This window comes from Pseudomonas sp. PMCC200344 (assembly GCF_030053095.1).
GTDB lineage: Bacteria > Pseudomonadota > Gammaproteobacteria > Pseudomonadales > Pseudomonadaceae > Aquipseudomonas > Aquipseudomonas svalbardensis.
On record NZ_CP125618.1, the window covers coordinates 3,806,173 to 3,829,360 of the forward strand.

The window sequence follows — 23,188 nt, forward strand, 5'->3', positions numbered from 1 at the left end:
CATGACGGAACATAGACATTCGCTCGGAATGCTCACGCTGTTGGTCAGCAGCCCACCGGACAAACGCACCGTCTTTGGTCGCGCCCTGCACCAGTTGATCAACGATGTGGAAGAACGCGCCGTCAGGGTGCTGGCGTCGGAAACCTTGAGCGACGCCACGTCGATCCTGTGTTCGGACCCGGCCATTCAATGCGTGCTGCTCAGCTGGGAAATGGATAAAAGCGAAGGCCACGAGGAATGCATCAAATTGCTGGTCAGCCTGCGTGAGCGCAACACGCGGGTGCCGGTTTTCTTGATTAGCGACCGCAGCACCGCGTCGAGCATTCCATTGGTGGTCATGCAGCACGCCGACGACTTCATCTGGTTGCCCGAGGACACCAGCCGCTTCCTCAGCGGACGCATCCTGGCGGCCATCGAACGTTATCGCCAAGCAGCACTCCCTCCCATGTTCGGTGCGCTGGTGAAGTTTGCCCGGACTTATGAATACTCGTGGCACACCCCCGGCCATGCCGGCGGCACAGCGTTTCTAAAGAGTACGGCGGGGCGCGCCTTCTACGAGTTTTTTGGCGAGAACCTGCTGCGTTCCGACCTGTCGATTTCGGTCGGTGAACTCGGTTCGCTGCTCGATCACAGCGGCCCCATCGGCCAGGGCGAGCGTTACGCCGCCAAAGTGTTCGGGGCCCACCGCACCTACTACGTCACCAACGGCTCGTCGATGTCCAACCGCGTCATCCTCATGGCCAGCGTCACGCGCAATCAGATCGCCCTGTGCGACCGCAACTGCCACAAGTCCGCCGAGCATGCGATGACCCTGTCCGGTGCGATTCCGACCTATCTGGTGCCGACCCGCAACCGCTACGGCATCATCGGCCCGATCCTGCCGCAAACCCTGAGCGCCGAAGGCGTAAAAGCCGCTATCGCCAGCAACCCGCTGGTCAAGCAAGGCATCGACCCGACACCGATCCACGCCATCATCACCAACTCCACCTACGACGGCCTGACTTACAACGTCACCCGCGTGGAAGAGTTGCTGGGGCAAAGCGTCGATCGTCTGCATTTCGATGAAGCCTGGTACGGTTATGCGCGTTTCAACCCGCTGTATCGCGAGCGCCACGCCATGCACGGCAGCCCGGACGATCACGACGACTCGAAGCCAACCGTGTTCGCCACCCAATCGACCCACAAGTTGCTGGCCGCCCTCTCCCAGGCCTCGATGATTCACGTGCGTAACGGCCGCAACCCGATCGAACACGGGCGCTTCAACGAGTCGTACATGATGCACGCCTCGACTTCGCCCAACTACGCGATCATGGCTTCGTGCGACGTCAGCTCGGCGATGATGGAAGCGCCCAGCGGGCAAATCCTCACCACCGAATCGATCGAAGAAGCCATCAGTTTCCGCCAGGTCGTCTCGCGCATGCACAACGAGATGCTGAGCAAGGATGACTGGTTCTTTACCTGCTGGCAGCCGCCGACCGTGCAGGTTGGCGCGGCCACAGTGCCGTTCCATGAAGTCGACCCGGTGCTGTTGAAAACCGAGCCGAACTGCTGGGTACTGCATCCCAACGCGGTATGGCACGGCTTCGGTGACATCGAAGAAGGCTACTGCATGCTCGACCCGATCAAGGTCTCGGTGCTCAGCCCCGGCATGGGCGACGACGGCAACCTGCTCGACTCGGGCATCCCGGCCTGTGTGCTCACAGCCTACCTGGGACGTCAGGGCATCGTGGTCGAGAAAACCACCGACTTCACCATCCTTTTCCTGTTCTCCATCGGCATCACCAAAGGCAAATGGGGCACCTTGCTCAATGCCCTGCTCGACTTCAAACGTGACTATGACGACAACGTCGAACTGGAACTGTGCCTGCCGGACCTGCTGGCCGCCAACCAGACTCGTTACGCCGGCATGGGCCTCAAGGACCTGGCCGACGAAATCTTCGCCGCCATGAAGAAACACAAAACCACCGCCAACATGGCCCAGGCGTTCGGCACTCTGCCGCAAGCCGAATTCAGCCCGGTGGAGGCCTACGAAAAACTGGTCAGAAACGACATCGAACGGGTGACACTCGAAGAAGCGGCCGGGCGCATCGCCGCGACCGGGATCGTGCCCTACCCTCCCGGCATTCCACTGTTGATGCCTGGCGAAAACGCCGGGCCTGCGGACGGGCCGTTGCTGGCCTATCTCAAGGCACTGGAAGCCTTCGACAAATCCTTCCCGGGTTTCACCCATGACACCCATGGGATCGAAAGTGAGGGCGGAGTTTATCGCTTGCTGGTGTTGAAATGAGCTAGCACCTGTAGGTGCTGCGAAGTAAAAAACGGGCGCCCTAAGGGCGCCCGTTTTATGTGTATTCTCCTGAACGATAAACCCGTCGGGTTCAAACCCTCACATTGCGTCCCGGCAACGATGATCGCTGGCTGGTTTCCCAATCCTGGACTAGCCCGACGGGCGCATCGGACGCTGGCGGACGACCGCGCCAAACAGCTGTTCGGCGCCGATTACGCCAACTTCCAGCCGCACTCTGGCAGCCAGGCCAACGCTGCGGTCTATCTGGCGTTGCTGCAAGCCGGCGACACCGTTCTGGGCATGAGCCTGGCCCACGGCGGTCACCTGACCCACGGCGCCAAAGTGTTCGTCTGGTTCGCCGAACAAGGTACGCGGATGGGCTTCAAGAACGTTGCCTCCGGTCCTCTGGTGCGCTCGTCCTACCATGCGGACCAACAAGTTCAGCGGGCAACGAACACTGTGGATTCCCTCCTTACTGCTGGATTCGCCCCCCTTTGAAAGCCTCACGCCGTGCGTTGCGTTCGCGCACGCCGGTACAGCGCCATGCCGCCATGCTCCGAACCGGTGACCGTCACAGCCTTGATCAACGGATGATCGACCAAGGCTTCGCCGATTGTGTTGCCGCTGCCACGTACCATCGAGAAAACACCCTCTGGCAGTCCGTTCTCTTGCACCGCCTTGCGGATGATTCGCGCCTGAATTTCTGATGCGCCTGGATGAGCAACGCCCCGACCCCATTCCCGTATTCACCGAGATGACCAGCGTCAACCCCACGTTCATCCTGCCCTATGCGCTGGCCGCACGCGGAGCGCAAATCGGCGATGGCTTTGTCGAGCGCATGCTGGTCAATGTGGGGCAAGCCTGCCTCAGCAACGTCGGACAGCCGCTTCACCTCGTAGACGGCCAATAAAAGCCATCCTTGAAGCAGTCTTTGCCAACCCGCCCGGCGGCGCCCACTCGTTGAGCTGGACCGCCGGTCAAGTCCGCGGACTCAGCCCTTGGCCGCCATCGCGGTGACTTCCACGCGCATGCCTTCGACCGCCAGGGAGGCGACGCCAACGGCAGCCCGAACCGGCCAGGGTTTGGCGAAGAAGCGCTGGTAGACCTCGTTGAAGGCGGCGCGGTCGGCCATGTCGGTGAGGTAGATGGTCAGATGCAGGACCCGGTCCATGGAACTTCCGGCGTGCTCCAGAGCAACCTTGAGCGCCTGCAGCGTGCATTCGCTTTGCAGGGCGATGTCGCCCAATTCCAGACTGCCGTCGGCGCGGGTGGGGATCTGAGTGGAGACCAGTAGGCCGCCGAAACCGGCGACATCCGAGGAGATGGATTGCGGATCGGGGTCGGGGAGAAAGGTGAGATCGTGGTTTGCCATGGGTGTCTCTTGCTTGAGGGGGTAAAGGGGCCGTCGAGTATATAGCGGCTGGAAAACTCAGTGTGGAACGCCCAGTTTGGCAAGGCCCTGCTGACAGAAAAAACTACAATCCAGGGAAAGGTCATTCCAGCAGCGAGACCAGGCGCGGCTCAATTGAGGTCTCAAACACCTCAAGCAGAGCCAGCGTCACCGGCAGCTTGAAGCGCCGGCGTCCCGCGCTGCCGGGATTGAGGTAGAGCTGTTCGCCGCGCCATTCTATGCGGGGCTTGTGCGAATGGCCGGTGATCACCAGCTTTATGCCTGCATCAAGCACGGCTGGGACATCGGCACTGTCATGTACCAGCAAGGTTTGCCATCCGTTCAGGTCGAAACATAAGCAGTCGGCGAGATTTGCTGCCCAAGGGGCGTCCAGATCATTGTTCCCGCGGACCACGTGCAGCGGGGCTATTGACGCCAGTTGATCGAGGATTTCGGGATTGCCGATGTCGCCCGCATGAATAATCCGTTCACAACCCTGCAGTGCAGCAAGGGCTTCGGCGCGGAGCAAGCCATGGGTATCGGAAATCACGCCCACTTTCATACAACGCTCCAGACCCGGTTCACGCATCGGCACCTACTCCTCAAAGCGACTCGTGGCGTCACGGTCGCGCTCGTATCGTCTCGTGAGTGGAAACGGCGGTAACCAGGACTCGCGACGCACAATCCAGCTTTCGTAGGTTGGCATCAGTTGGTCAGGGGCATCCAGGGACCCCAGGTTCACTTCGATTTCGTCGTCGGTGCGCGCAAAAACGGACGAGCCGCAGCGGGGACAGAAAAACCGCCCGGCGTAGTCGCGTGTTTCGCCTTCGATCGTCACCGCACGCTGAGGGAATATCGCGGAAGCGTGAAAAAGCGCCCCATGATGCTTGCGGCAGTCGAGACAGTGACAAAGGCCGACCCTATAAGGGAGTCCCGACGCCTCAATTCGGACGTTGCCGCACAGGCAACCACCCGTGAATCGCTCCATGCTGCGTATCCTCTAAAATCAAGCGGTCGGAATGTGATCCCCCCGACTCAAGGCGCATTGACCACGACATAAGTCACATCGCTGCCCTGATACTGCGGTTGATACCAGGTTGAACCGCACTGCATGTAAGCCGTGTTGTACTGGATGACTTGCACGCAACTGGGGGGCAATTGCGCTGGCGTGAAGATGGACCCGACCACTGCGGCTGTCACCGCGACCGTTGCGGTGACGGCCGCCGCCGCGGCGATCGGATGGTAGTGATCGTCGTAGCCATAGCGACCATTCCCGTCTACGTCGATGTCCACGTCGCGACTGTTGTCGATGTTGACGTTACGGCTGCTGTTGTTGACGTTGGTTCGGTTGCCGACCGTGTTTCCGTCATTGACCCGATTGCCCGCGTTGACGTTGGTAGCGCGTTGCGCGGTATTGCCGGTGTTGACGCGCTGAGCCCTTTGGGCCGAGGGCGGCGGCGCACGATTGACCGATGCCCTGGCGTGCCCTTGGGCGCGCTGGGGTCGGGCATCCACATAAGTGACCAGGCTCAGCGTCAGTACCGAGGTGGTTACGAGCGATAACAACAGGCTCCACGACATCGTCCTGCTCATGTCATTCCCCTCCCTGATCACGGGCTTTCTTCAAAGGAATCGCCACATCGCCCTTACCCGGGGCAAAGGTGAAGATCGAGTCCTTGATGCCCGGCTTCAGGTTCCAGCGATACACCGCGCTGTATTCCGGAAAACCCGGTTCATCGGTGGTAGTGATCACCAGTTTGCACGGCAACGGCTTGTCGGATCGGGTGATCCACAACTGCCAGTCAACGCCCTCCTGCCGAAATGCCAGGTGATCACACAGTTGCCCCTTGATCGTCGACGGGCCGACGTACAGCGCCTCTTTCAGCGCATCGATCTGTGCCTGATCGCTGCCAAACAGAAACAGGTCCTCCATGGGCACCTGAATCCCGTAATGGTTTTCTATCAAGTGCAGCGTATCGGAGACTTCAGGCGGCGCATCCACGGTGGTGTAGTACTTGAGAAACGGTGAATACTGGGTCAGCTTCTTGCCGTTGTAGAAGAACTCTCGCGTTCGAACATCGCCTTCCGTCTTGGCATACATCCGATCGTGACCCACCACTTTCAAGACAGTAGAGGCTTCGGTCTTGATCTTCTGGCCGGACTCCAGAACGGTATCCCGGGACACTTCGGCGTCGACCTGAAACGTCGGCAGACTGCGTAGGTAGTTGCCCATATCGATGAGTTTATCGACGACTTGCGGGTTAATCGTCGGGGTGGCGTCCGGTGTTGACGGATCGTCGGCGCGAGCGCCCGGGGCCAGTGCAAGGGTGAACAACAGGCAGAAAGCACTCGCGTTGACTTTCATTGATCCCGCTCCTGGGCCTGTGCACGACTCTTAAGCCTAGACCCGGCGTGTCTCGTTCGCCAGAAGGGCAAAAACCCTATGGGCAAACCGGATTGGAGCACTCTATGATTGAACCCCATGACCACCACGCCTCCGATCCGCCAACCCTGCCCGCCCGGCGCCTGCGACTGCGGGCGTGACCCGCTGCTGGAAACACTGGGGGCGGACGTGCGTATCCTGTTTCTGACCCGTTCGGAAGAAAAGCGCCTGGTTGAACGCCTGGAAAACCTCCAGAGCCTGAGTGACCTTGAGCGTGTGCAACGGCGGATGTATGAGCAGTTGGGCATCCGCGTGGATATCGTTCCCAGTTTCAACGAAGTACGCACCATGCGTGGTATCGGTATTAACCTCAGTGAACAACCGGGGCTATGCCGCAAAACCCGTCAGTCGATCCCGGCCGCGATTCGTCGCTCACTGGAGAAACGCCCGGAGATTGCCTACGAGCTGCTCAACGCCAACGACCTGTTGCGCGATGCGTGAAATCAGCCCCCATGAACCTCGTCCTCGAAGCACCTGCAAAATTCGTTGCCATGCAACGAAACAGGATCAGCGGTCATACGCAGAGTCTGGCCTGCTGCTATGCCTTCTCATGGGCGCAATGCTTTCAAGCCAGTCAAGGATGAAGCTGGACACTCAAGCGTGACCGTGGTCCCGGCACCCGCCAGGTGCGCGAAGAGCAACAGGTGCCAATCCGTAGCAGGAGGTGGCAAAGGTTATTCATAGTCAATTGGTCTATCAGTTCGGCAAATCGTAACAGCGCGATCGAGCGTTTCCTCAAGACTGGGGGTGCTCCACCCGCTGGCGTCAAGATGCTGGGACGCTGGCACGCCGTCGGTGGTGCAGCCGGTTTTGGCGTGGCAGAGGCCAGTGATCCGGAAGCCATTCAGAAGTGGGTGCTGGAATGGAGCGACCTCATGACCATGGAGGTCCAGGCGGCACTGACCGATGAACAGATAGCGCCGCTGCTGGCGGGCGCTGTCCGCAAGCAATAGTCGTTGGGGCGGCGAGCCGGGCTCGCCGCCTCATGCCCTCCCCGCACGAACTTTTACTGAGCCCATGGGCGAATTCTGGCGCATTGCGGCCGGCCACCTATGCTCTGAACGAGGTCACCGACATAAATCCATGGAGCACACACCACAATGAACCTGTCCCGAAAACTGTTTATTGGCGCTGCGCTGGCCAGCCTGCTGCTCGGCGGTTGCACCTCGAAAGTCACCGAGCGTGAGCAGTATTCCGGTTTCCTTTCCAACTACAACAACCTGCAGCAGGTCACCACCACCAGCGGCGAAACAGCCATGCGCTGGGTGAGCCCGTCCTGGAATCCAGAAGCCTACAACACCGTAGCCTTCAACAAGCTGGAACTCTACCCGGCGCCCAAGCCCACTGAGCGGGTTAACCAGCAAACCCTGGACGAGTTGCAGAGCTACATGACCAGCAAGGCCAAAGGCGTGCTGGGCCAGAAATATCGGGTGGTGACGAGCGAAAAATCAGCGCCGGCCGGTTCTAAGACATTGATCATGCGCGCGGCGATCACCGGGGTGAGTGCCGAAACCGAAGGCATGAAGTGGTATGAAGTGGTGCCGATTGCCGCCGTCGTGGGGGGTGTTTCCGCTGCCAGTGGTCATCGCGATCAGGACACCACACTGTTCATCGAAGCTGAGCTTGTCGACGCCAGCAACAACCAGACCGTGGCCAAAGTGGTGCGCAAAGTCTTCGGCACCACACTGGAAAACGCCAGCCAGAAGATCACCACCAAGGATTTCAAAGTGGCGATCGACAAGCTGACCAGTGACTTACAGGCATTTATCAAATAGTCCGATTGCTTTTTGTAGGAGCACGGCTTGCCGGCGATGGCGTTCTCAAGGGCGCTATCGCCGGCAAGCCGTGCTCCTACAAGGGTGTGCAGGCTATTTTTTCATCCCTACCCGCCGCCGCATCTCGGCGGTGATCGACTGCCGGGTTTTCTTCAGGTCCTTCCAAGGCTCATCACCGACCTCGGCCAGGCGTTCATGCACCGTGTGCACGTTCCACTGATTGCCACCCTTGAGCTCGCCTACCTCCTCGCGAAAGATCGGCACCGACACCGGCAGCCCTTCTCGGGTGCGCACGGCGTAGGCGCAGATGGTCGTCGCGCCGAGACCGTTGCGCAGGTAATCGATGAAGATCCGCCCTACCCGGTTCTTCGGGCCCGACACGGCGGAAAAACGCTCCGGCAGCAACTTGGCCATGTGGCTGACAATCGCATGGCTGAAGTCTTTCACCTCATCCCAGCCCAGCTTGCGGGTCAGTGGCACCACCAGGTGAATCCCTTTGCCGCCGCTGGTCTTGAGGAACGCCTTGAGCCCCAGTTCATCGAGTACCGAGAGGGTCAGTTGAGTCGCCTCGACCATGCTTTTCCAGGGCAGCGCCGGGTCCGGGTCGAGGTCGAGGACGAAGCGGTCGGGTTTGTCGAGGTTGTCCGAGGTGGCGTTCCAGGTGTGCAGTTCAACGGTGCTCATCTGCACGGCGCCGATCAGGGCTTCGGCGTTGTTGATGATCATCACCGGTTGGCCGGTGAGTGCCTTGTCCAGCGCGGTGATCCCCGGAATGGCCAGGCGCTCGGCGTTCTTCTGGAAAAACAGTTCTCCGGCAATGCCGTCCGGGGCGCGCACCAGCGCCACGGGTCGGTCCTTGAGCTCGGGCAAAATCCATTCGGCGACGCTGGCGTAGTACTCGGCCAGTTGCACTTTGGTGGTGCCGCTGCTGGCGTCGATCACCCGATCCGGGTGAGTGATGCGGACCTTGCCCTCGCCCAGGCCGATTTGTGAGGGCGCGGGCGCGGCTTTCTTTTTGGCAGGGGTGGAAGGTTTTTCGACAGTGGTTTTTTTCGCGGCTGAAGTCTTCACGGCTTTCGGACGCTCCTCGGTAATGTCTTCGGCAGGTTTGTCGTCACGCAGGCCATGGAACACCGCATGACGGACTGAACCTTCCTTGGTCATTTCGGCATAGGCGACCTCAGCCAGCAGCGTGGGCTTGAGCCAGTGCACACCCTTGGCGTCAAAACCGCTCGGCGGATTGACCACCGAAATCTTTTTGCTTTGCAACGGTTTGAGTTGCCCGTAGATGCGCTTGAGCGTCGTCTCGTTGAATCCGGTGCCGACCTTGCCCGCGTAACGCAACTCACCGCTGTCGCGGTCATGCAACCCCAGCAGCAAGGCACCGAAGGCATTGCGCGAGCCTTTCGGGTCGGTGAAACCGACGACCACAAATTCCTGCCGATGCTTGCACTTGAGCTTGATCCAGTCGCTGCTGCGCCGCGACACGTAAGGCGAGCCCAGACGCTTGCCGATCAGCCCTTCCATCTGCATTTGGCAGGCGCTGTTGAGCAAGGCTTCCGGTTCTTCGCTAAAGGCATCGGAGAAGCGCAGCAGCGGGTCTTGATTGGGGTTGAGCACGGTCGACAGCGCCACCCTTCGCTCCTCGACAGGCACCTCGCGCAGGTCCACGCCGTTGAGGTAAGGCATGTCGAACAGGTAGTAGACGATGTTGCCGCTGCGGCCCGAGTCGAAGGCGTTTTGCAAGGCCTGAAAGTCCGGCACACCTTGCTCGTCGGCGACCACCATTTCACCGTCGAGCCAGGCGGATTCGAGGCGTAGCGCCGCCAACGCCTCGGCTTGTCTGGGCAGTTTGTGGGTCCAGTCGTGGCCGTTGCGGGTGAACAGTTTGACCTCGTCGTGGTCGATGCGCGCCATGATCCGATAGCCATCGAACTTGATCTCATAGCTCCACTCGCCGCCCGGTGCCTTTTCGACCAACGTCGCTAGTTCCGGTTTGAGCAGCTCCGGCATTTTGGCTTTGCGGGCACCCGTCAATGGCGCCGACTTTTCCTTGCGCGCCGGGGTGGCGGGTTTTTTGACGGGTTTGGGTTTGGCAGCGGTCTTCGGCTTTTCGGCCACGATGGTCCGGTCACTGAGCACGCTATCGGGTTCGGCGGCAACCACGTCGTAATCGCTCTCGGGTTTCGCCGCGCCGTCCTGATGCTTGATCAGAAACCATTGCTCCTGCTTGCCCGGCATGTGCGTGCGCACCAGGTTCCACAGGCCGCCGAGCTTCTCGCCTTTCAGCTCGAATTTAAGCTTGCCCTTGGCGTACGCCTTGGCCGGATCGTCCTGAGGAATCCACACCCCCCGGTCCCAGACAATCACCTCGCCGGCGCCGTAATGCCCTTCGGGAATACTGCCCTCGAAGGTGGCGTAATCAATCGGATGGTCCTCGACGTGGACCGCCAGGCGCTTGACCTTGGGGTCCAGTGATGGGCCTTTGGGCACCGCCCAGCTTTTCAGTGCGCCATCGAGTTCCAGGCGAAAGTCGTAATGCAGGCGCGAGGCGTCGTGCTTCTGGATGCAGAACTGCAAGGCATGGTCTTTCGCGTTTTTTTTGCCCGAACGTTTACCGGCGGCCGGTTCAGAGGTCGCCGAGAAATCGCGCATGCGATTGTAATCGTCCAGGCTCCTGCTCATGGCGCACCGGCTGACGTAACGCTGCCCCCGATGCCTGGGCCGATACGCGTGACAATCAGGGCGACGACGGCAATGCGTTCCACCCGCTGATAGCCAGGGGTCAACAGTTCTTCACCGAACACATCGGGGTCGAGTTCGTGGTAGGTCCAGCCGAACATCGGCGATTCCAGACGCGGCGCCACCGCATCCAGAAACGGGTCGCGGCCATCGATCATCGCCACGCCGGTGTACAGCACCAGGGACCCACCGGGGGCCAACCGATACAAGGCTTGCTCGACAATGCGCAACGACAATTGCGCGCCAAGCGCGCCGCCGCCATGCCGGTAAGCACGCTCGGCCGGGTCGGCCATGTAAGGCGGATTGGCGACGATCAAGTCGAAGTGGCCGTCGACGTCCTGCAGCACATCGCTGGCCTCGATGCTGACGTTAGCCACCTCGGCGAGCGCGGTATTGACTGCCGTCATGCGTAACGCCAAAGGGTTGATGTCGACGGCCAGCACTTCGGCCTCACGGCGGGCGCGGGCAATCACAATCGCTCCGACGCCAGCGCCGCAACCAATGTCCACGGCGCGCCTGATCGGCGCGAAGCTCTGTTGCAGATGAGCGTGAATCAGTTGTGCAAAACGATAAGTGTCGGGACCGAAGAACACCGCGTCAGCGGCATCAGTGGGGTAACCCGAATGCACGAACAACAGGTCATCGAGGCTTGACCAGCGCACACGACTTTTCAGTCGACCATTGCATTCCTCGAGGACGCCTGCCTGTTGCAACTGCCGCTGCTCATCCACCGACAACAGACCGGGCTCAAACGGCCGCGACCAACCAAATACTTCGCGCAGGGTCCGGGCGCTTTGTCCGAAGACACGGTCGTTGACCCGCTGATGGGTCAGCGGCGTTGGTGTGATGAAACGATAACCGTCGGCCTGCAAGCGGCGCCCCAGTTGCAGTAAGGCCAGATCGGCGGCGCTAAGGTGTTCTTCCTGATTCATGAAAGGCTCCCTATCGAAAACCGGATTTGAGTTCGATGAACCGTCGCGTGGCCATCAGGCCAGCGGGGTGGGCGTGCCGATGGGCGGACAACCACGGAATCAAGACCTGCATTTGCTCGTCGGCGGCAAGCCCTTTAAGTGTAGCGTGCAGGCTTTGGACATCCGGGTCATTGACGGACACTGGCGGTTCGGTCGCGGCACTGCTACCGCGTCGAACCGCGGCCGGCGCTCGCACAGGTCGCCAGTCCCCGGCAATCCAGTCGTGCAGCAGTTGTTTTTCGTAGGGGCTGAACACCCCGAACATGGCCGCGCCGTCGCCATCGACCAATTGCCAGAAACGGCTGGCTTGCGGGTCCTGGTGACGCTTGATCCAGCCCTTGTTTTCCAGGGCGCTGAGGAAGCCTGGCAACTGCTCCGGCGACGACAGCCATTGATTGACGGTCTTGCCTTCAAACCGGCAGTAGTCGGAATGCATGTGCTGACCAAACGGGCGCTTGCGTTCAAGCATGTTCAGCAACTCGCCGTACAGGGCGAACGACTCGATGATCGCGCGACTGCCCTGCCCCAGATCGTTGAGCCGATAACCCAACGCAACCCTGCGCAGAAAGTCTTCACGGTCGCCTTCCACCGGCAACAATTGCAGCACCGATTGCACGGCCTTTTGCGCGTGGCCGGTGCTGGCATTGTCGATGGTCACGTGCAGGGTGAAGTAATACGGATCGATGCCCAGCTCGCTGAGTTCATAGGCGCTGATCAGCAAGTGCAGCGGCAGTTGTTCATAACCGAGGTTGTAGCCGATCACTTCCGGCAAAAAATCGTCGCTGCAATAACCCAGCGCCAATTGCACCGCGCCTTGCAGGTAACGCTGGTCCGGGATGAACGTGTTGTCCAGCAAGCCATGTTCGGCGAGTAGCTTGCGGTAAATCACCACATGATTTTGCGCCGGATTGCCGTCGCCCAATTCTTCCAGATAGGTGCAAATCAGCCCTTCGAAACGCGGGTCATGCCAGTGTCGCAGCAGCCCATACAGCCACGCGCCGTCCACCAGTTTGGTCGGGGCAACGGCTTGCAGGAAAAACAACGCGTGCGCCTTGTTAGTGAAGAACTGCCGTGGCCCGCCGTCCTTGCGCTGTTGCAGGTAGTCGGCGTATTGGCGTGCCACGTCGGTGCAGTGCTGTTCGACAAAGGTTGGCAGTGCCGACAGGTCTCGCGGCATGTCCTCATGCAGGTCCGTTGCTTGCGCAAGTTGAGCCTTGAGGAAGGTTTTGCCGAGTGCGCGCTGGTGTTCGATATCGTCGCTCAGCAATAACTGTTCGTAGATAGGTTTTATGCTGCCGACGGTCAGGATCGCGCGTTCGTGAGCCGGCGGGGATTCAAGTCGTGTCAGGGCAGTCATGGGGTCTTCTCTCGGTCTGAGGCCAGTGGCAGGACGCTGAATCAGCACGTCTCTACATCAGCAGAGCGACACCCCCGGAAGAAAATTCCATCGGCGTTGAAATCCCCCGGACAGACGGGCAAGTGGCGCGGCACCTGGCGCCAGATCAAGTGAATATACTCAGCGAGTGTGGACACACCCTCCGGAGAGCAATCATGCGAACGGTTCATGTCATCGAGCCCGAAAAAACCCCCGACCCGGTCAATGTCGTGGGTGAGGCCATCACCATTCTCGCGGGCGGGGATCTGAGCAAACCTTTTGAAATGCATATCCAGGAAGGCGTGCAAGGCGGCGGGCCACCCCCGCACTTTCATCCTTGGGACGAAGCGTTCTACGTCATTGACGGGCAGGTGGAAGTGACGGTTGCGGGCAAATCCACCACCGTTTCGCCTGGGGGATATGTGCATATTCCTGGTGGGACTGTTCATGCCTACAAGAACATCAGCGCGACGGCGAAGATGATCGGTGTGGTGTCTGATCCGCTCGGCGGTCAGTTCTTTGCCGCGGTGGATCAGCTCAAAGTGCCGCAGGATTTGCCGCGGATACTGGCAATCGCCGAGAGCTTCGGCGTTACGTTTCTGGTGCCGAAAAACGCCTGAAACCCGGTAGAGGCCAGGCTGTTTTTGCATGGAACGATCATCAGGCCATGCCACCTTTGGCCTGTTGTTCCAGATGCACTTGCAGCTCCGGATCGATGTTCAGCGCCGCAGCCAGTTCATCCAGATAGCTACGTTCGGCGTCTTGCTGATCGTCCACCAGCATCACACTGGCCATGTACATCTCCGCCGCCATTCCGGAATCCGTGGCCGACTGCGCCACATCGGCGGCGTCCAGGGGCCGTGCGACTTCGTCATCCAGCCATTGCTGGAGCTCTGGGTCATCCGTGTGGCGGCCGATTTCGGTGCTGATCATCTGCTTCTCGGCGTCATCAATCCGGCCATCGGCCTTCGCCGCCGCAATCAATGCACGAAGGATCGCATGGCTGTGGTCCTCGACTTCCGGGCCGGACAACAGGTCGACAGTGCGCGGTGCCTGTTGCGGCGCCGAGGCCTGGCTCCGTTGCCAGGCTTGATAGGCCTGGAATGCCATCATTCCGAGCGAAGCCAGTGCCGCGTAGTTAGTGCCGCCACCCGAACGGGTCTGGGGCGAACCGCCCATGGTTGAGCCACCGCCCTGCAGACCACCGAGCAAACCACCCAGGCCACCGCCCCCGGCGCTTGAACCGGCACCACCGCCCAACAGGCCACCGAGCAATCCGCCGAGACCGCCGAGGCCGCCTTGGGCCGACGCACCACCGCCACCCTGTTGCGACATTGAGCCTTGGCCGGCCCTTAGTAACTTTTCGAGCAAATCGCTGGTGTTCATGACGATGTCCTCATCGGTTGGAGTGATCCAGTCAGGCAACGATAGTCCTCGCCGGCAAATGCGCCACCACCGTTTGGCTGACGTGAACCCCTTATCGCCCTTGACCCTGATGACCATCGGCTGCAAGTGTTCTACCCTCGCTAACCCGATGCCCACCGGATCAACGAACACATGGACCGCCAAGCGTACGAGGACGAAGGCTGTCGTCGCGGTTGCCGCTCGGCGGTGCTCTATGCCCTCAGTTTCCTGTTCATGAGCAAGGCGCTGTGAATGAGCCTGTCTGGACCCGATCAATCCGTCGATCACTGCGCTTGAGTAAAGCGTATCGCCCTGCGCCGATGTTTCATTTAATACCCCCGGATTTATCCGCGGTATTTTTTTGCGGCCCAGCTAAGATTTACAGATGGTGAACCTTATCCCCGGATATCCGGTCGATACATGCAACCTGACTTGGTTTGCCGACACCCCCAATTGAAGGGGTGATAACAGGCTTGCTTCACTTTCTGGAGAACGCCCCCGTGATATCGACCCTACACATCGCCAGGCTCAAAGCATGGGGTGCCCATGGTTTTACCGCCACCGGCGTGGTCACTGCCTTCCTCGCGACCCTCGCCCTGCTGGAAAACCAGGCCACAAACTGCCTGCTGTGGCTGGGCGTCGCCCTGATCGTCGATGGGCTGGATGGCGCGTTGGCACGCAAGGTCAATGTCCAGTCGGTACTGCCAAGTTTCGATGGCTCGATCCTCGATCTGGTCATCGACTACCTGACGTACGTGTTTATCCCCGCGCTGTTCATTTATCGTTACATCCCCTTGCCGGACTACACGCTGCTGCTGTCCGTGTCGCTGATTCTGGTCTCGTCGCTGTTTTGCTTCTGCAACGTCAACATGAAGAGCAAGGACAACTACTTCCAGGGCTTCCCCGCCGCCTGGAACGTGGTCGCCCTGTGCCTGTACATCATCGCCCCGTCGCCGTGGATCACTTTTCTCACCATCATCGGCCTGGCGCTGTTGACCGTGACCCGGATGAAGTTCCTCCACCCGTTCCGCGTGCGCAAGTTCATGCCGATCAATATCGCGGTGACGGCCATCTGGCTGCTGTGCAGCTTGTCGCTGGTGGTCAACCATCCGGTGATCAACCCGCTGGTGATGGGGCTTTGGCTGCTGATGTCGGCTTACTTCCTGGGGATCTGCATCTGGCGCACGGCGCTGGAGTGGTTCGACAACTCGCGGGGGTAAAGGACTGTAGAGCGTGGCCGACTTCTCCCGCGCACTGCAGAAGTAGGCCATACAGGCTTGAGGGGAACACTTCGACCATGCCCATCCATATCGTGCGCCTCGGTTCACCGCGTGCTGCCAATGAAGGCCTGCGCCTGGGCACGGTACGTCGCCCGCCGCGTGGTGTGCCGAAAGCCGAGTTTGCCAGTCGGGATTTTTATGACGTGTGGCAGCCGCTGTTGTCTCCCAGTGCAGAGTTGGTCGCAGAAGCCAAAGCCGCGGAAGACGCCAAGGCGTGGGAAGCCTTCAAGCGCAAGTTCAAGACTGAAATGAACCACCCGGCGCCCAGCCAATTGCTCGATTTGTTGGCGGCGCTGTCCCATCAAACGTCACTGGCCATTGGCTGTTATTGCGAAGATGAAGCGCATTGCCATCGGTCGGTATTGCGAGAGTTGTTAGAGGAGCGTGGTGCGCAGCTCAAATAGTCGCTCAAGATCGAGCTAACGGATTTCGGTAAGGACACAAGGATTGGGGTCTTCAAATGAATAACCAGATTCGACTCGCCACCCCTGACGATTCGACCACTTCATGACAATTGAAGACGAGGACGCCGTCAACGCCATGCGCATGCTGGCGCGGGGCAGTGATCGGGACGTTCCGCTGGTGGCCGGTGAATCGGCGGTGGCCGGGCTCGCGGGGTTGATCCAGTTGCTCAAGTCGCCCCACCTGGCCGCTGAAGTGGGCATTGATGAGTGCTCACGGATTCTGCTCATCAGCACCGAAGGCGCCACCGCTCCTGCCGTTTACAGCGAACTGGTGGGAGAGACGGTTCAATCGGTTCTGCAACGCCAGCAACTCTGGCTGCAACGAAAATAAGGTGTGGCTGGAGGTTATCAACTTGTCAGTAGAATGGGCTGCCATTCAAAACAGGTAGGAGTCGATCGATGCGCATCGCCTTGCTGTCTGACATCCATTTGTCCGTCAACGCGTTACCTTTTCCCGATGTGGATGCCGATATTGTCGTCCTCGCTGGAGACATCTCCCGACCGGCTACGGCCATCGAGTGGGCCAAATCGTGCCCTGTTCCGATCGTGTACGTGGCAGGGAATCACGAGTTTTATGGCAGCGACTTGATCGCTACCTACCGGCACCTGAACAGGTTGTCGGAAGGTACACAGATCCACGTATTGGAACGTTCGGAGTATCTCCACAACGGCGTGCGGTTTTTGGGTTGCACCCTGTGGTCTGACTATCGACTTTTCGATTCTGCAGAGGATCGGGCACAGGGTATTGATCTGGCTACGAAGCTCATGCGGGACTTCACCCACATAAAAATCTCGCCAGATTTTCCAGATCTGTTCAGCCCGGCAGTTTCCCAACTGATTTTTTTACAGACCGTCGCCTGGCTGGAAGACTGCTTCACCCGCGACAGAACCACTCCCACGGTGGTGGTTTCCCATTTTGCACCGACACGGTTGAGCATAAGCCCGCTGTTTGAGAATTCGCCGATTAACGCGAGTTTTGTTTCAGACCTCGAAGACCGGATCAAGCTATGGCAGCCGGCACTTTGGCTGCATGGCCATACCCATGGGAGCTTTGACTACCAGGTGGGCAAAACTCGCGTCATTTGCAACGCCCGGGGCTATGCAAAAAATGGCATTAATGAAAATCCGGATTTTAATGGCTCATACGTGATTGACCTGGATATCTGAGGCAACACGGCCCTGCCTCCCGGAAGCTGGGTCCAGAAAACCGAGCAAGGCCTGCCGGGTGTCATGCCAGGCCGCCGGATGTTCCATATCGAGGAAGTGCCCGGCGTTCTTGATTGTATGGAACCGGGACTGAGTCGCATGATCGGCGAACAGCCGGGCGTCTTCGACCGAGGTGTACTCATCCCACTCGCCGTTGACAAACAGCAGCGGTATTTCGATGGCAGCGGCACAGGCGACATAGCAATGGGTGTCTTGGGTCAGCACCTCATTGACGTGGAAATGCATCTGCCTGTACTCGTGCTCGGCCAGGCTGCTGACATGGCGGTCATTAAAGCGTTTGAACAGCGATGGCAGGTGCTTGCCGATCGTGCTGTTGATCAAGCGACCGACATTGAGGCGGTCGCAAGCCTGGAGATGGTTCAGGCCGCTCTCCAGGTAATCGCGCATCGGTGTATTGATACGCGCTGCGAATGAATTGATCACCGCCTTCTCGATTCGTCGCGGCCGCTGGGCAAGCGCCAGCAAGGTAGCCGCACCGCCCCAGGAAAAGGACAGCACATGGTGCGCACCAAAGTGTTCGATTAAATCCAGCAGTATCGCTGCCTCGTCTTCCTTTCGGATCGGTTGGCCGTGGAGGTTGTGTTGCTTCGACTGACCGGCGTAGGGCTGGTCGTAGAGAACTACATTGAATCGTGGCTGCAGGTAACGCACCGTTTGGGCAAAAGATGCGGTCGTTGCCAGTGAGCCGTTGACCAGAATGATTGTCTTGTCAGCGGCAGTGTTGAGATAGTGCTCGGTATAAACCTTGTACTTCCCGCAGATCTCGACGATGGCGGTTTTCGGCATCATGACATTTACTTCCTTGAACCCATTGGACTAAGCGCACAGCGTGAGGGATTCCCACAGGGCCCTATCGCAGACAGCAGAACACGTGGACCTGACAGCGAAGTGCCAGGCCAATACATTAATAACTCAGGGTGATTTTCAAGCGTCAACGCATAGGCCTCCTCGGGCTTAATCTGGCAACACGGACAAGCAACAACGGCGCGAGGGTGCTCGGATGGTTACCGTGACCGATTAGTCACTGACTGACCATGTGTTCAGAGTTAAGCAGGGATTTCCTCGTCTGCAAGAACGCAGACGAGTTATTGCGTCGAAGACGGCGTGATGGTCGAACGATGTCACCCAAGACGAGGCGACGCGCGAAAGCTCCGCGGGCGGCCCCCGAGTTATCGGTCCCGTCGAAATACTTGGCTATTGGCCCAGGCCTTGCCTTGGCATCTTTTGCAGTACCTGGCCATCTTTGCGGAATTTCGAGTGTTTATGCCTGATGCTTAGTAGACGACCGCTGCTGCTGATGCAGACCGCAAGCCTGGTGACGATCATGGAATTTATGCAGGACCTGAACAGGGTGTTGAGGTCAGCTACTGAAACGCTGAAAAAACGGGGCATCAACGACGCTTGTATTATTGCCGCTTCATACCCGAAAACGTTCACCTATTGCCGAGAAGGATCGTCAACGCTCTGGAAGTATCTGGCTTTGGATCTGGAACAACAGGCGGCGATCCTGAATCGCGAAAAGCGGCACCTGATTGGTTTGCGATATACGTACCGGGCATCTATTTGACGAGTCGCGTTTCCTTGGAAGGCCTGTATCCGAAGTACGAGCTATAGCACTTGCTGAAGTGGCTGGGCGATACAAAGCCACACGCAACCAACACGTCCACCTGGGACAGCTCCGTGTGCTGGAGCAGTCGACGCGCTTCGGTAATTCGCAGCTCCATGTAATACCGTTGCGGCGTTGTGCCCAGTTGCTCCTTGAACAATCGCTCGAGTTGTCGACGCGAACGGCCGGCGTAAACCGCCAACTGCTCCAACTCCAGAGGCTCTTCGAGGTTGGCATCCATCAGCTTCACCACCTCGCGTAATGGCGCACTCACGCAGACATTCTCAGTCGGTTTTATCCGCCGATAACGCGATTCCTCGAAAGCCAGGATGTCCTCGATACCCTCGACGAGGGCTTTGTCGTGCAGTCCTTTGATCCAGTCCAGCGCCATGTGGAATGCCCCCGAGGGACTGGAAGCCGTGAGCCGGTCTCGATCGATGACGTAGGGCTCACTGGTGACATGCGTCGCCTTGGAGATTTCCGCGAGTGCGGGTCGATGTTCGGGATGAATCGCGCAACGATATCCGTCAAGCAAGCCTGCCCTTCCCAGGAACCATGCGCCGTTCCACAACCCGGCCAGACTGACACCTTGGTCCGATGCAGCCCTCAATAGGGAGATGAGTTCATCCGTCGCTTTGAGTTCTGTCCTGTAACCGCCACAAATGACCAGGAGGTCCAGGTCCTGGATCTTTGAGCCATCGAAACGGGCATCTGGCCGAATGACCAAGCCCAGGTCACTGATGACTTCCTCATCGGTCAAGCCGAACGTTCGGGAAGAGAACAACCCGGGTCGTAGAAGATTCGCGGTGACAATCGTATCCAGTGCTTGCGTGAATGCGGGCAGCGAGAAATGCTCAAGCAACAGAAATCCTGCCCGAACCATTTGAGTTTTCTCGTTGGGGTTCTCATTCAGATAGCGGAGATTTTTCCCCTTCATGCCTCCGCTAAATTGGCGTCGCTCGATCAATGTTCGACCTACTCGGTTACGTAACCCAACCTGTCGTTGGGTGCGTTGATAAACCTCAATGCTAACTGTAGAAGTTTCAAAACCACTAGCGCCATTTTGCGATTGATCAGGCGAGCTGAAAGCCGTGACGTAGCTTTGTGTCACTCGCAAGCTGCGCCTATACGATGGCGGGATACCCATCGACACTATCGGGCCAACGGGTCAGAACCTCGAAGCCGTCATCAGTGACTGCGACCATATGCTCCCACTGAGCCGAGAGTGAGTGGTCCTTGGTGACCACGGTCCAGCCATCAGCCAGGGTTTTCACATGGCGTTTGCCAGCGTTCAACATGGGTTCAATGGTGAAGATCATGCCGGTTTTCAGTTTCAGGCCCTGGCCTGGGTAGCCGTAGTGAAGTATCTGCGGCTCATCGTGATAAATCTTGCCGATGCCGTGACCGCAGTATTCGCGCACGACGCTGCACCCGTCTCTTTCGGCCACCGTCTGAATGGCATGGCCAATGTCACCCAGGGTAGCGCCGGGGCGGACGACGCGAATACCGGCACACATCGCTTCATAGGTCGTCTTTGCCAGGCGTCGGGCATCCGGGCCGGGCTCACCCACGAAGTACATGCGGCTGGTGTCGCCGTACCAACCCTCCTTGATAACGGCAATGTCGATATTGACGATGTCGCCATCCTTTAGTGGCGTGGCCGAAGGAATGCCATGGCAGACCACCTGGTTGACCGATGTACACACGGTTTTCGGGAAACCGTGATAGCCGACATTGCCCGGAATCGCTTTCTGCACGTTGACAATGTAGTCGTGACAGAGCTGATCAAGTTCGTCGGTGGTGACCCCCGCTTTGACATGCGGAGCAATCATGGCCAGCACCTCGGCGGCCAGCGTGCCCGCAGCACGAGACATGGCTATTTCTGCCGGCGTATTGAGCGTGACATTGGCCTTCATTGCTTGGCTCCTGATGCTGCATCAACCTGCGCGCTTTGAGAAAAATCGGCGAGTTCGCACAGCTGTTTTACATCGAGGCCACCAGCCAGTTCGGCACGAATCAGCAAGCGGCAGATGTCGCTGTGGTCCAGGTTGGGATGTAACTCCACAAGCATCCCGATGCGCATCCAGTGCTCGGCTTGGGCGTTGATCGAGCGACTCAACGCATCGCTGGCGACGCGCAGATTCTCGTGCATGGCTTCTGAAATTTTTACGATACCCACTGTCAAATCCAATATGAAATGCATATGGAACGTATATTAGTCGGTAGTCGTGTGAAAATGCAATTTTACGATTTGTAGTCACGCCTGAAGCACGCGACAGCCTAAAAAGTCGCTGGGCGACTTGAAGTCCGACTTCAATAGCTGAGGGAATGAAGTGCTGAGCAATCATCGTTTGTACCCCTACTTGATGATGCTCAGAATTCGTGGCGCAGACGTTAGCCGTTGTTCTTCCAATTGATCGAGTCAGTACCTGCCAGAAAGAGCGCGATTCACCCTTCCACACCGCACCATTCGACTCAGGAGATAACAATGAATAAAACCATTTCTCGTCGTAGCGGAGGTCAAATATTGGTGGATGCCTTGCGCATCCATGGCGTCAAAAGAGCTTTTTGTGTTCCTGGAGAAAGCTACCTCGCGGTTCTCGATGCATTGCATGACGTGCAAGAAGAAATCGATCTGGTGGTGTGCCGCCAGGAAGGTGGGGCGGCCTATATGGCAGAAGCCTACGGCAAGCTCACTGGAGAGCCAGGCATCTGCTTCGTGACTCGAGGCCCGGGTGCAACGAACGCCTCGGTTGGCGTTCACACTGCGTTCCAGGATTCATCACCGATGATTCTGTTCATTGGTCAGGTCGCTCGCGATCAGCAGTATCGCGAAGCCTTTCAGGAAGTTGATTTTCGCCAGATGTTTGGCCCCTTGGCGAAATGGGTCGTGCAAATAGACGACACCCGCAGAATTCCCGAACTGATCAGCCAGGCGTTCCACCGAGCGGTCAATGGAAGGCCAGGGCCTGTAGTGGTCGCACTGCCGGAAGACATGCTGACTGAAATGGCGGAAGTCAGTGATGCCGGGCCTTTCAAACGCGTATTGATGACCCCGGCAGCCGAGCAAATGGCCGCCATGCAGCAACTGCTTGAGCGATCAGAGTGTCCATTGATGGTGCTGGGTGGCAGCGGTTGGGACACCGCGTCAGTGCACGACATCCGGCTTTTTGCTGAACAGCAAAACATCCCGGTTGCCGCCTCCTTTCGCTGCCAGGACCTGTTCGACAATCGACACCCGAACTATGTCGGCGATCTTGGTTTCGCCGCATCAGCGCAACTGTCCTCAGCGGTAAAAAACGCCGATCTGCTGCTGGTCGTGGGCTCCAGAATGGGTGAGGTTTCAACGGGCGGATATGCTGCCTTGGACATCCCGGTACCGCAGCAAACCTTGATCCATATTCACCAAGGCATCGAGGAACTGGGGCGGGTTTACCAACCTGCGTTAGCGATCAACAGCAGCATGTCGACCTTTGCCAAATCAGCCGCAAAGCTTCCAGCGGTGACCAGCCAAATAAAGAGTGAATGGACACGCACCCTCAACAAAAACTACCGCGAAAATCTGCAACACTCGCCCTCCCCAGGCGACGTCCAGATGGCCGAGATCTTTGAGTGGTTGAATCGCAGACTTCCGGATGACGCGATCCTGACCAATGGCGCTGGAAACTATGCCGTCTGGCTTCAACGTTTCTATCAGTTCCGCCAATACCGCACCCAGTTAGGCCCTACCAATGGCTCCATGGGCTACGGCGTTCCTGCTGCTGTGGCCGCCAAACTGACTTACCCGGACCGAGTGGTGGTTTCGTTTTCAGGAGATGGCTGCTTCTTGATGAACGGTCAGGAGATAGCGACGGCCGCGCAATATGGGGCCAATGTGATTTTCGTTGTGATCAACAACGGAATGTACGGAACCATCAGAATGCACCAGGAACGCAATTACCCTGGACGCGTGTCAGGCACTGAATTGCGCAACCCGGATTTCGCCGCACTGGCCCAAGCCTATGGACTGCATGGCGAGGTGGTAACAGCCACGTCCGACTTTGCGCCAGCGTTTGAACGCTGCCTTGAAATGTCCCGGCCATCGTTGATTGAGGTCAGAGTCGACCCTGAAGCATTGACCCCTCGACTTAGCCTGACTCAGATCAGAGAACAATCAAGCAACAAGTGAGCGGGAATTTCTTCTGTTTTGGGCGCCCGGTTCACGCTGTAAAAGGCGCCTTTTTT

General features: G+C 58.6%; 24 protein-coding genes and 4 pseudogenes. 14 read left to right on the plus strand and 14 right to left on the minus strand.

The window, feature by feature from the left end; all coding sequences use genetic code 11:
- Position 1 precedes the first annotated feature (1 nt).
- From QFW87_RS17270 to QFW87_RS17280, 3 genes and pseudogenes are all read left to right on the plus strand, one after another.
- The gene (locus tag QFW87_RS17270) at positions 2–2,287 is read left to right on the plus strand and encodes an Orn/Lys/Arg decarboxylase N-terminal domain-containing protein (RefSeq protein ID WP_283188355.1); all 2,286 of its coding nucleotides are present in this window, start codon (positions 2–4) and stop codon (positions 2,285–2,287) included.
- A 174-nt stretch (positions 2,288–2,461) separates the two neighbouring features.
- Positions 2,462–2,632 (plus strand): annotated as a pseudogene (glyA, locus tag QFW87_RS17275) (serine hydroxymethyltransferase); the annotation flags it as partial.
- Positions 2,633–2,785, plus strand: a pseudogene (locus QFW87_RS17280) (lipoyl synthase); the annotation flags it as partial.
- A gap of 23 nt (positions 2,786–2,808) precedes the next feature.
- Here QFW87_RS17280 and QFW87_RS17285 read toward each other — a convergent pair.
- Positions 2,809–3,009 (minus strand): annotated as a pseudogene (locus QFW87_RS17285) (aldehyde dehydrogenase family protein); the annotation flags it as partial.
- Between QFW87_RS17285 and QFW87_RS17290 the strand changes: the two are divergent.
- Complete coding sequence (locus QFW87_RS17290; RefSeq protein ID WP_283190965.1) at positions 2,994–3,197, plus strand: hypothetical protein; 204 nt, start codon at positions 2,994–2,996, stop codon at positions 3,195–3,197. The pseudogene QFW87_RS17285 and the gene QFW87_RS17290 overlap by 16 nt on opposite strands.
- An 81-nt stretch (positions 3,198–3,278) precedes the next feature.
- On the opposite strand, the gene QFW87_RS17295 is transcribed toward QFW87_RS17290, so the two are convergent.
- The 5 genes from QFW87_RS17295 to QFW87_RS17315 all read right to left on the minus strand — a co-directional run bounded on the left by QFW87_RS17295 (position 3,279) and on the right by QFW87_RS17315 (position 6,042).
- Positions 3,279–3,659: a RidA family protein gene (locus tag QFW87_RS17295; RefSeq protein WP_123369193.1), complete on the minus strand. Its 381-nt coding sequence runs from the start codon at positions 3,657–3,659 to the stop codon at positions 3,279–3,281.
- A gap of 121 nt (positions 3,660–3,780) precedes the next feature.
- Positions 3,781–4,239, minus strand: coding sequence for a metallophosphoesterase family protein (locus tag QFW87_RS17300; RefSeq protein WP_283188356.1), 459 nt, complete (start codon positions 4,237–4,239; stop codon positions 3,781–3,783).
- A gap of 33 nt (positions 4,240–4,272) precedes the next feature.
- Positions 4,273–4,665 carry a GFA family protein gene (locus tag QFW87_RS17305; protein WP_283180703.1) on the minus strand — a complete coding sequence of 131 codons (393 nt, stop codon included), beginning with the start codon at positions 4,663–4,665 and terminating at the stop codon, positions 4,273–4,275.
- 47 nt (positions 4,666–4,712) lie between these two features.
- Complete coding sequence (locus tag QFW87_RS17310) at positions 4,713–5,270, minus strand: hypothetical protein (RefSeq protein WP_283188357.1); 558 nt, start codon at positions 5,268–5,270, stop codon at positions 4,713–4,715.
- A gap of 1 nt (position 5,271) precedes the next feature.
- Positions 5,272–6,042, minus strand: coding sequence for a DUF2092 domain-containing protein (locus QFW87_RS17315; RefSeq protein ID WP_283180705.1), 771 nt, complete (start codon positions 6,040–6,042; stop codon positions 5,272–5,274).
- 117 nt (positions 6,043–6,159) lie between these two features.
- Between QFW87_RS17315 and QFW87_RS17320 the strand changes: the two genes are divergently transcribed.
- The 3 genes from QFW87_RS17320 (at position 6,160) to QFW87_RS17330 (ending at position 7,895) form a co-directional block, all read left to right on the plus strand.
- Positions 6,160–6,561, plus strand: a complete 402-nt coding sequence (locus QFW87_RS17320; protein ID WP_283188358.1) for a hypothetical protein — start codon at positions 6,160–6,162, stop codon at positions 6,559–6,561.
- Between the two features lie 209 nt (positions 6,562–6,770).
- Positions 6,771–7,073, plus strand: coding sequence for a DUF3303 family protein (locus tag QFW87_RS17325; RefSeq protein ID WP_283190929.1), 303 nt, complete (start codon positions 6,771–6,773; stop codon positions 7,071–7,073).
- Between the two features lie 147 nt (positions 7,074–7,220).
- Positions 7,221–7,895 carry a DUF3313 domain-containing protein gene (locus QFW87_RS17330; protein WP_283180708.1) on the plus strand — a complete coding sequence of 225 codons (675 nt, stop codon included), beginning with the start codon at positions 7,221–7,223 and terminating at the stop codon, positions 7,893–7,895.
- Between the two features lie 93 nt (positions 7,896–7,988).
- Here QFW87_RS17330 and ligD read toward each other — a convergent pair whose 3' ends face one another.
- The 3 genes from ligD to QFW87_RS17345 are packed head-to-tail and all read right to left on the minus strand — an operon-like array spanning position 7,989 to position 12,965.
- On the minus strand, positions 7,989–10,580 hold the full coding sequence (gene ligD, locus QFW87_RS17335) for a DNA ligase D (protein ID WP_283188359.1): 2,592 nt from the start codon (positions 10,578–10,580) through the stop codon (positions 7,989–7,991).
- On the minus strand, positions 10,577–11,569 hold the full coding sequence (locus tag QFW87_RS17340; RefSeq protein WP_283188360.1) for a class I SAM-dependent methyltransferase: 993 nt from the start codon (positions 11,567–11,569) through the stop codon (positions 10,577–10,579). Before QFW87_RS17340 ends, ligD begins: the two co-directional genes overlap by 4 nt.
- Positions 11,570–11,579: 10 nt before the next feature.
- On the minus strand, positions 11,580–12,965 hold the full coding sequence (locus QFW87_RS17345) for an iron-containing redox enzyme family protein (protein WP_283180711.1): 1,386 nt from the start codon (positions 12,963–12,965) through the stop codon (positions 11,580–11,582).
- A gap of 194 nt (positions 12,966–13,159) precedes the next feature.
- Between QFW87_RS17345 and QFW87_RS17350 the strand changes: the two genes are divergently transcribed.
- Positions 13,160–13,603: a cupin domain-containing protein gene (locus QFW87_RS17350; protein ID WP_283188361.1), complete on the plus strand. Its 444-nt coding sequence runs from the start codon at positions 13,160–13,162 to the stop codon at positions 13,601–13,603.
- A 40-nt stretch (positions 13,604–13,643) separates the two neighbouring features.
- On the opposite strand, the gene QFW87_RS17355 is transcribed toward QFW87_RS17350, so the two are convergent.
- On the minus strand, positions 13,644–14,369 hold the full coding sequence (locus QFW87_RS17355; protein ID WP_283180713.1) for a tellurite resistance TerB family protein: 726 nt from the start codon (positions 14,367–14,369) through the stop codon (positions 13,644–13,646).
- 518 nt (positions 14,370–14,887) lie between these two features.
- Here QFW87_RS17355 and pcsA point away from each other — a divergent pair.
- The 4 genes and pseudogenes from pcsA to QFW87_RS17375 all read left to right on the plus strand — a co-directional run bounded on the left by pcsA (position 14,888) and on the right by QFW87_RS17375 (position 17,298).
- The gene (gene pcsA / locus QFW87_RS17360; RefSeq protein ID WP_283180714.1) at positions 14,888–15,607 is read left to right on the plus strand and encodes a phosphatidylcholine synthase; all 720 of its coding nucleotides are present in this window, start codon (positions 14,888–14,890) and stop codon (positions 15,605–15,607) included.
- 77 nt (positions 15,608–15,684) lie between these two features.
- The gene (locus QFW87_RS17365; RefSeq protein WP_283180715.1) at positions 15,685–16,071 is read left to right on the plus strand and encodes a DUF488 family protein; all 387 of its coding nucleotides are present in this window, start codon (positions 15,685–15,687) and stop codon (positions 16,069–16,071) included.
- Positions 16,072–16,165: 94 nt separating this feature from the next.
- A pseudogene (locus QFW87_RS17370) lies at positions 16,166–16,462 on the plus strand (diaminopropionate ammonia-lyase); the annotation flags it as partial.
- Positions 16,463–16,530: 68 nt separating this feature from the next.
- A complete protein-coding gene (locus QFW87_RS17375; RefSeq protein ID WP_283188362.1) occupies positions 16,531–17,298 on the plus strand; it encodes a metallophosphoesterase in 768 nt (255 codons plus the stop codon).
- Here QFW87_RS17375 and QFW87_RS17380 read toward each other — a convergent pair.
- Positions 17,272–18,147, minus strand: a complete 876-nt coding sequence (locus QFW87_RS17380; RefSeq protein WP_283188363.1) for an alpha/beta hydrolase — start codon at positions 18,145–18,147, stop codon at positions 17,272–17,274. The genes QFW87_RS17375 and QFW87_RS17380 overlap by 27 nt on opposite strands.
- A 508-nt stretch (positions 18,148–18,655) precedes the next feature.
- On the opposite strand from QFW87_RS17380, the gene QFW87_RS17385 reads away from it, so the two are divergent.
- Entirely contained in the window at positions 18,656–18,925 is a 270-nt protein-coding gene (locus QFW87_RS17385) for a hypothetical protein (RefSeq protein ID WP_349294096.1), read from the plus strand.
- Here the strand turns inward: QFW87_RS17385 and QFW87_RS17390 are convergent.
- From QFW87_RS17390 to QFW87_RS17400, 3 genes are all read right to left on the minus strand, one after another.
- On the minus strand, positions 18,918–19,931 hold the full coding sequence (locus tag QFW87_RS17390; protein WP_283180718.1) for a GlxA family transcriptional regulator: 1,014 nt from the start codon (positions 19,929–19,931) through the stop codon (positions 18,918–18,920). The genes QFW87_RS17385 and QFW87_RS17390 overlap by 8 nt on opposite strands.
- Positions 19,932–20,088: 157 nt before the next feature.
- Entirely contained in the window at positions 20,089–20,880 is a 792-nt protein-coding gene (gene map, locus QFW87_RS17395) for a type I methionyl aminopeptidase (RefSeq protein WP_283188364.1), read from the minus strand.
- The gene (locus QFW87_RS17400; RefSeq protein WP_283184595.1) at positions 20,877–21,143 is read right to left on the minus strand and encodes a ParD-like family protein; all 267 of its coding nucleotides are present in this window, start codon (positions 21,141–21,143) and stop codon (positions 20,877–20,879) included. Before QFW87_RS17400 ends, map begins: the two co-directional genes overlap by 4 nt.
- 309 nt (positions 21,144–21,452) lie before the next feature.
- Here QFW87_RS17400 and QFW87_RS17405 point away from each other — a divergent pair, with 309 nt between their 5' ends.
- Positions 21,453–23,132: a thiamine pyrophosphate-binding protein gene (locus QFW87_RS17405; RefSeq protein WP_283188365.1), complete on the plus strand. Its 1,680-nt coding sequence runs from the start codon at positions 21,453–21,455 to the stop codon at positions 23,130–23,132.
- Positions 23,133–23,188: the final 56 nt, after the last annotated feature.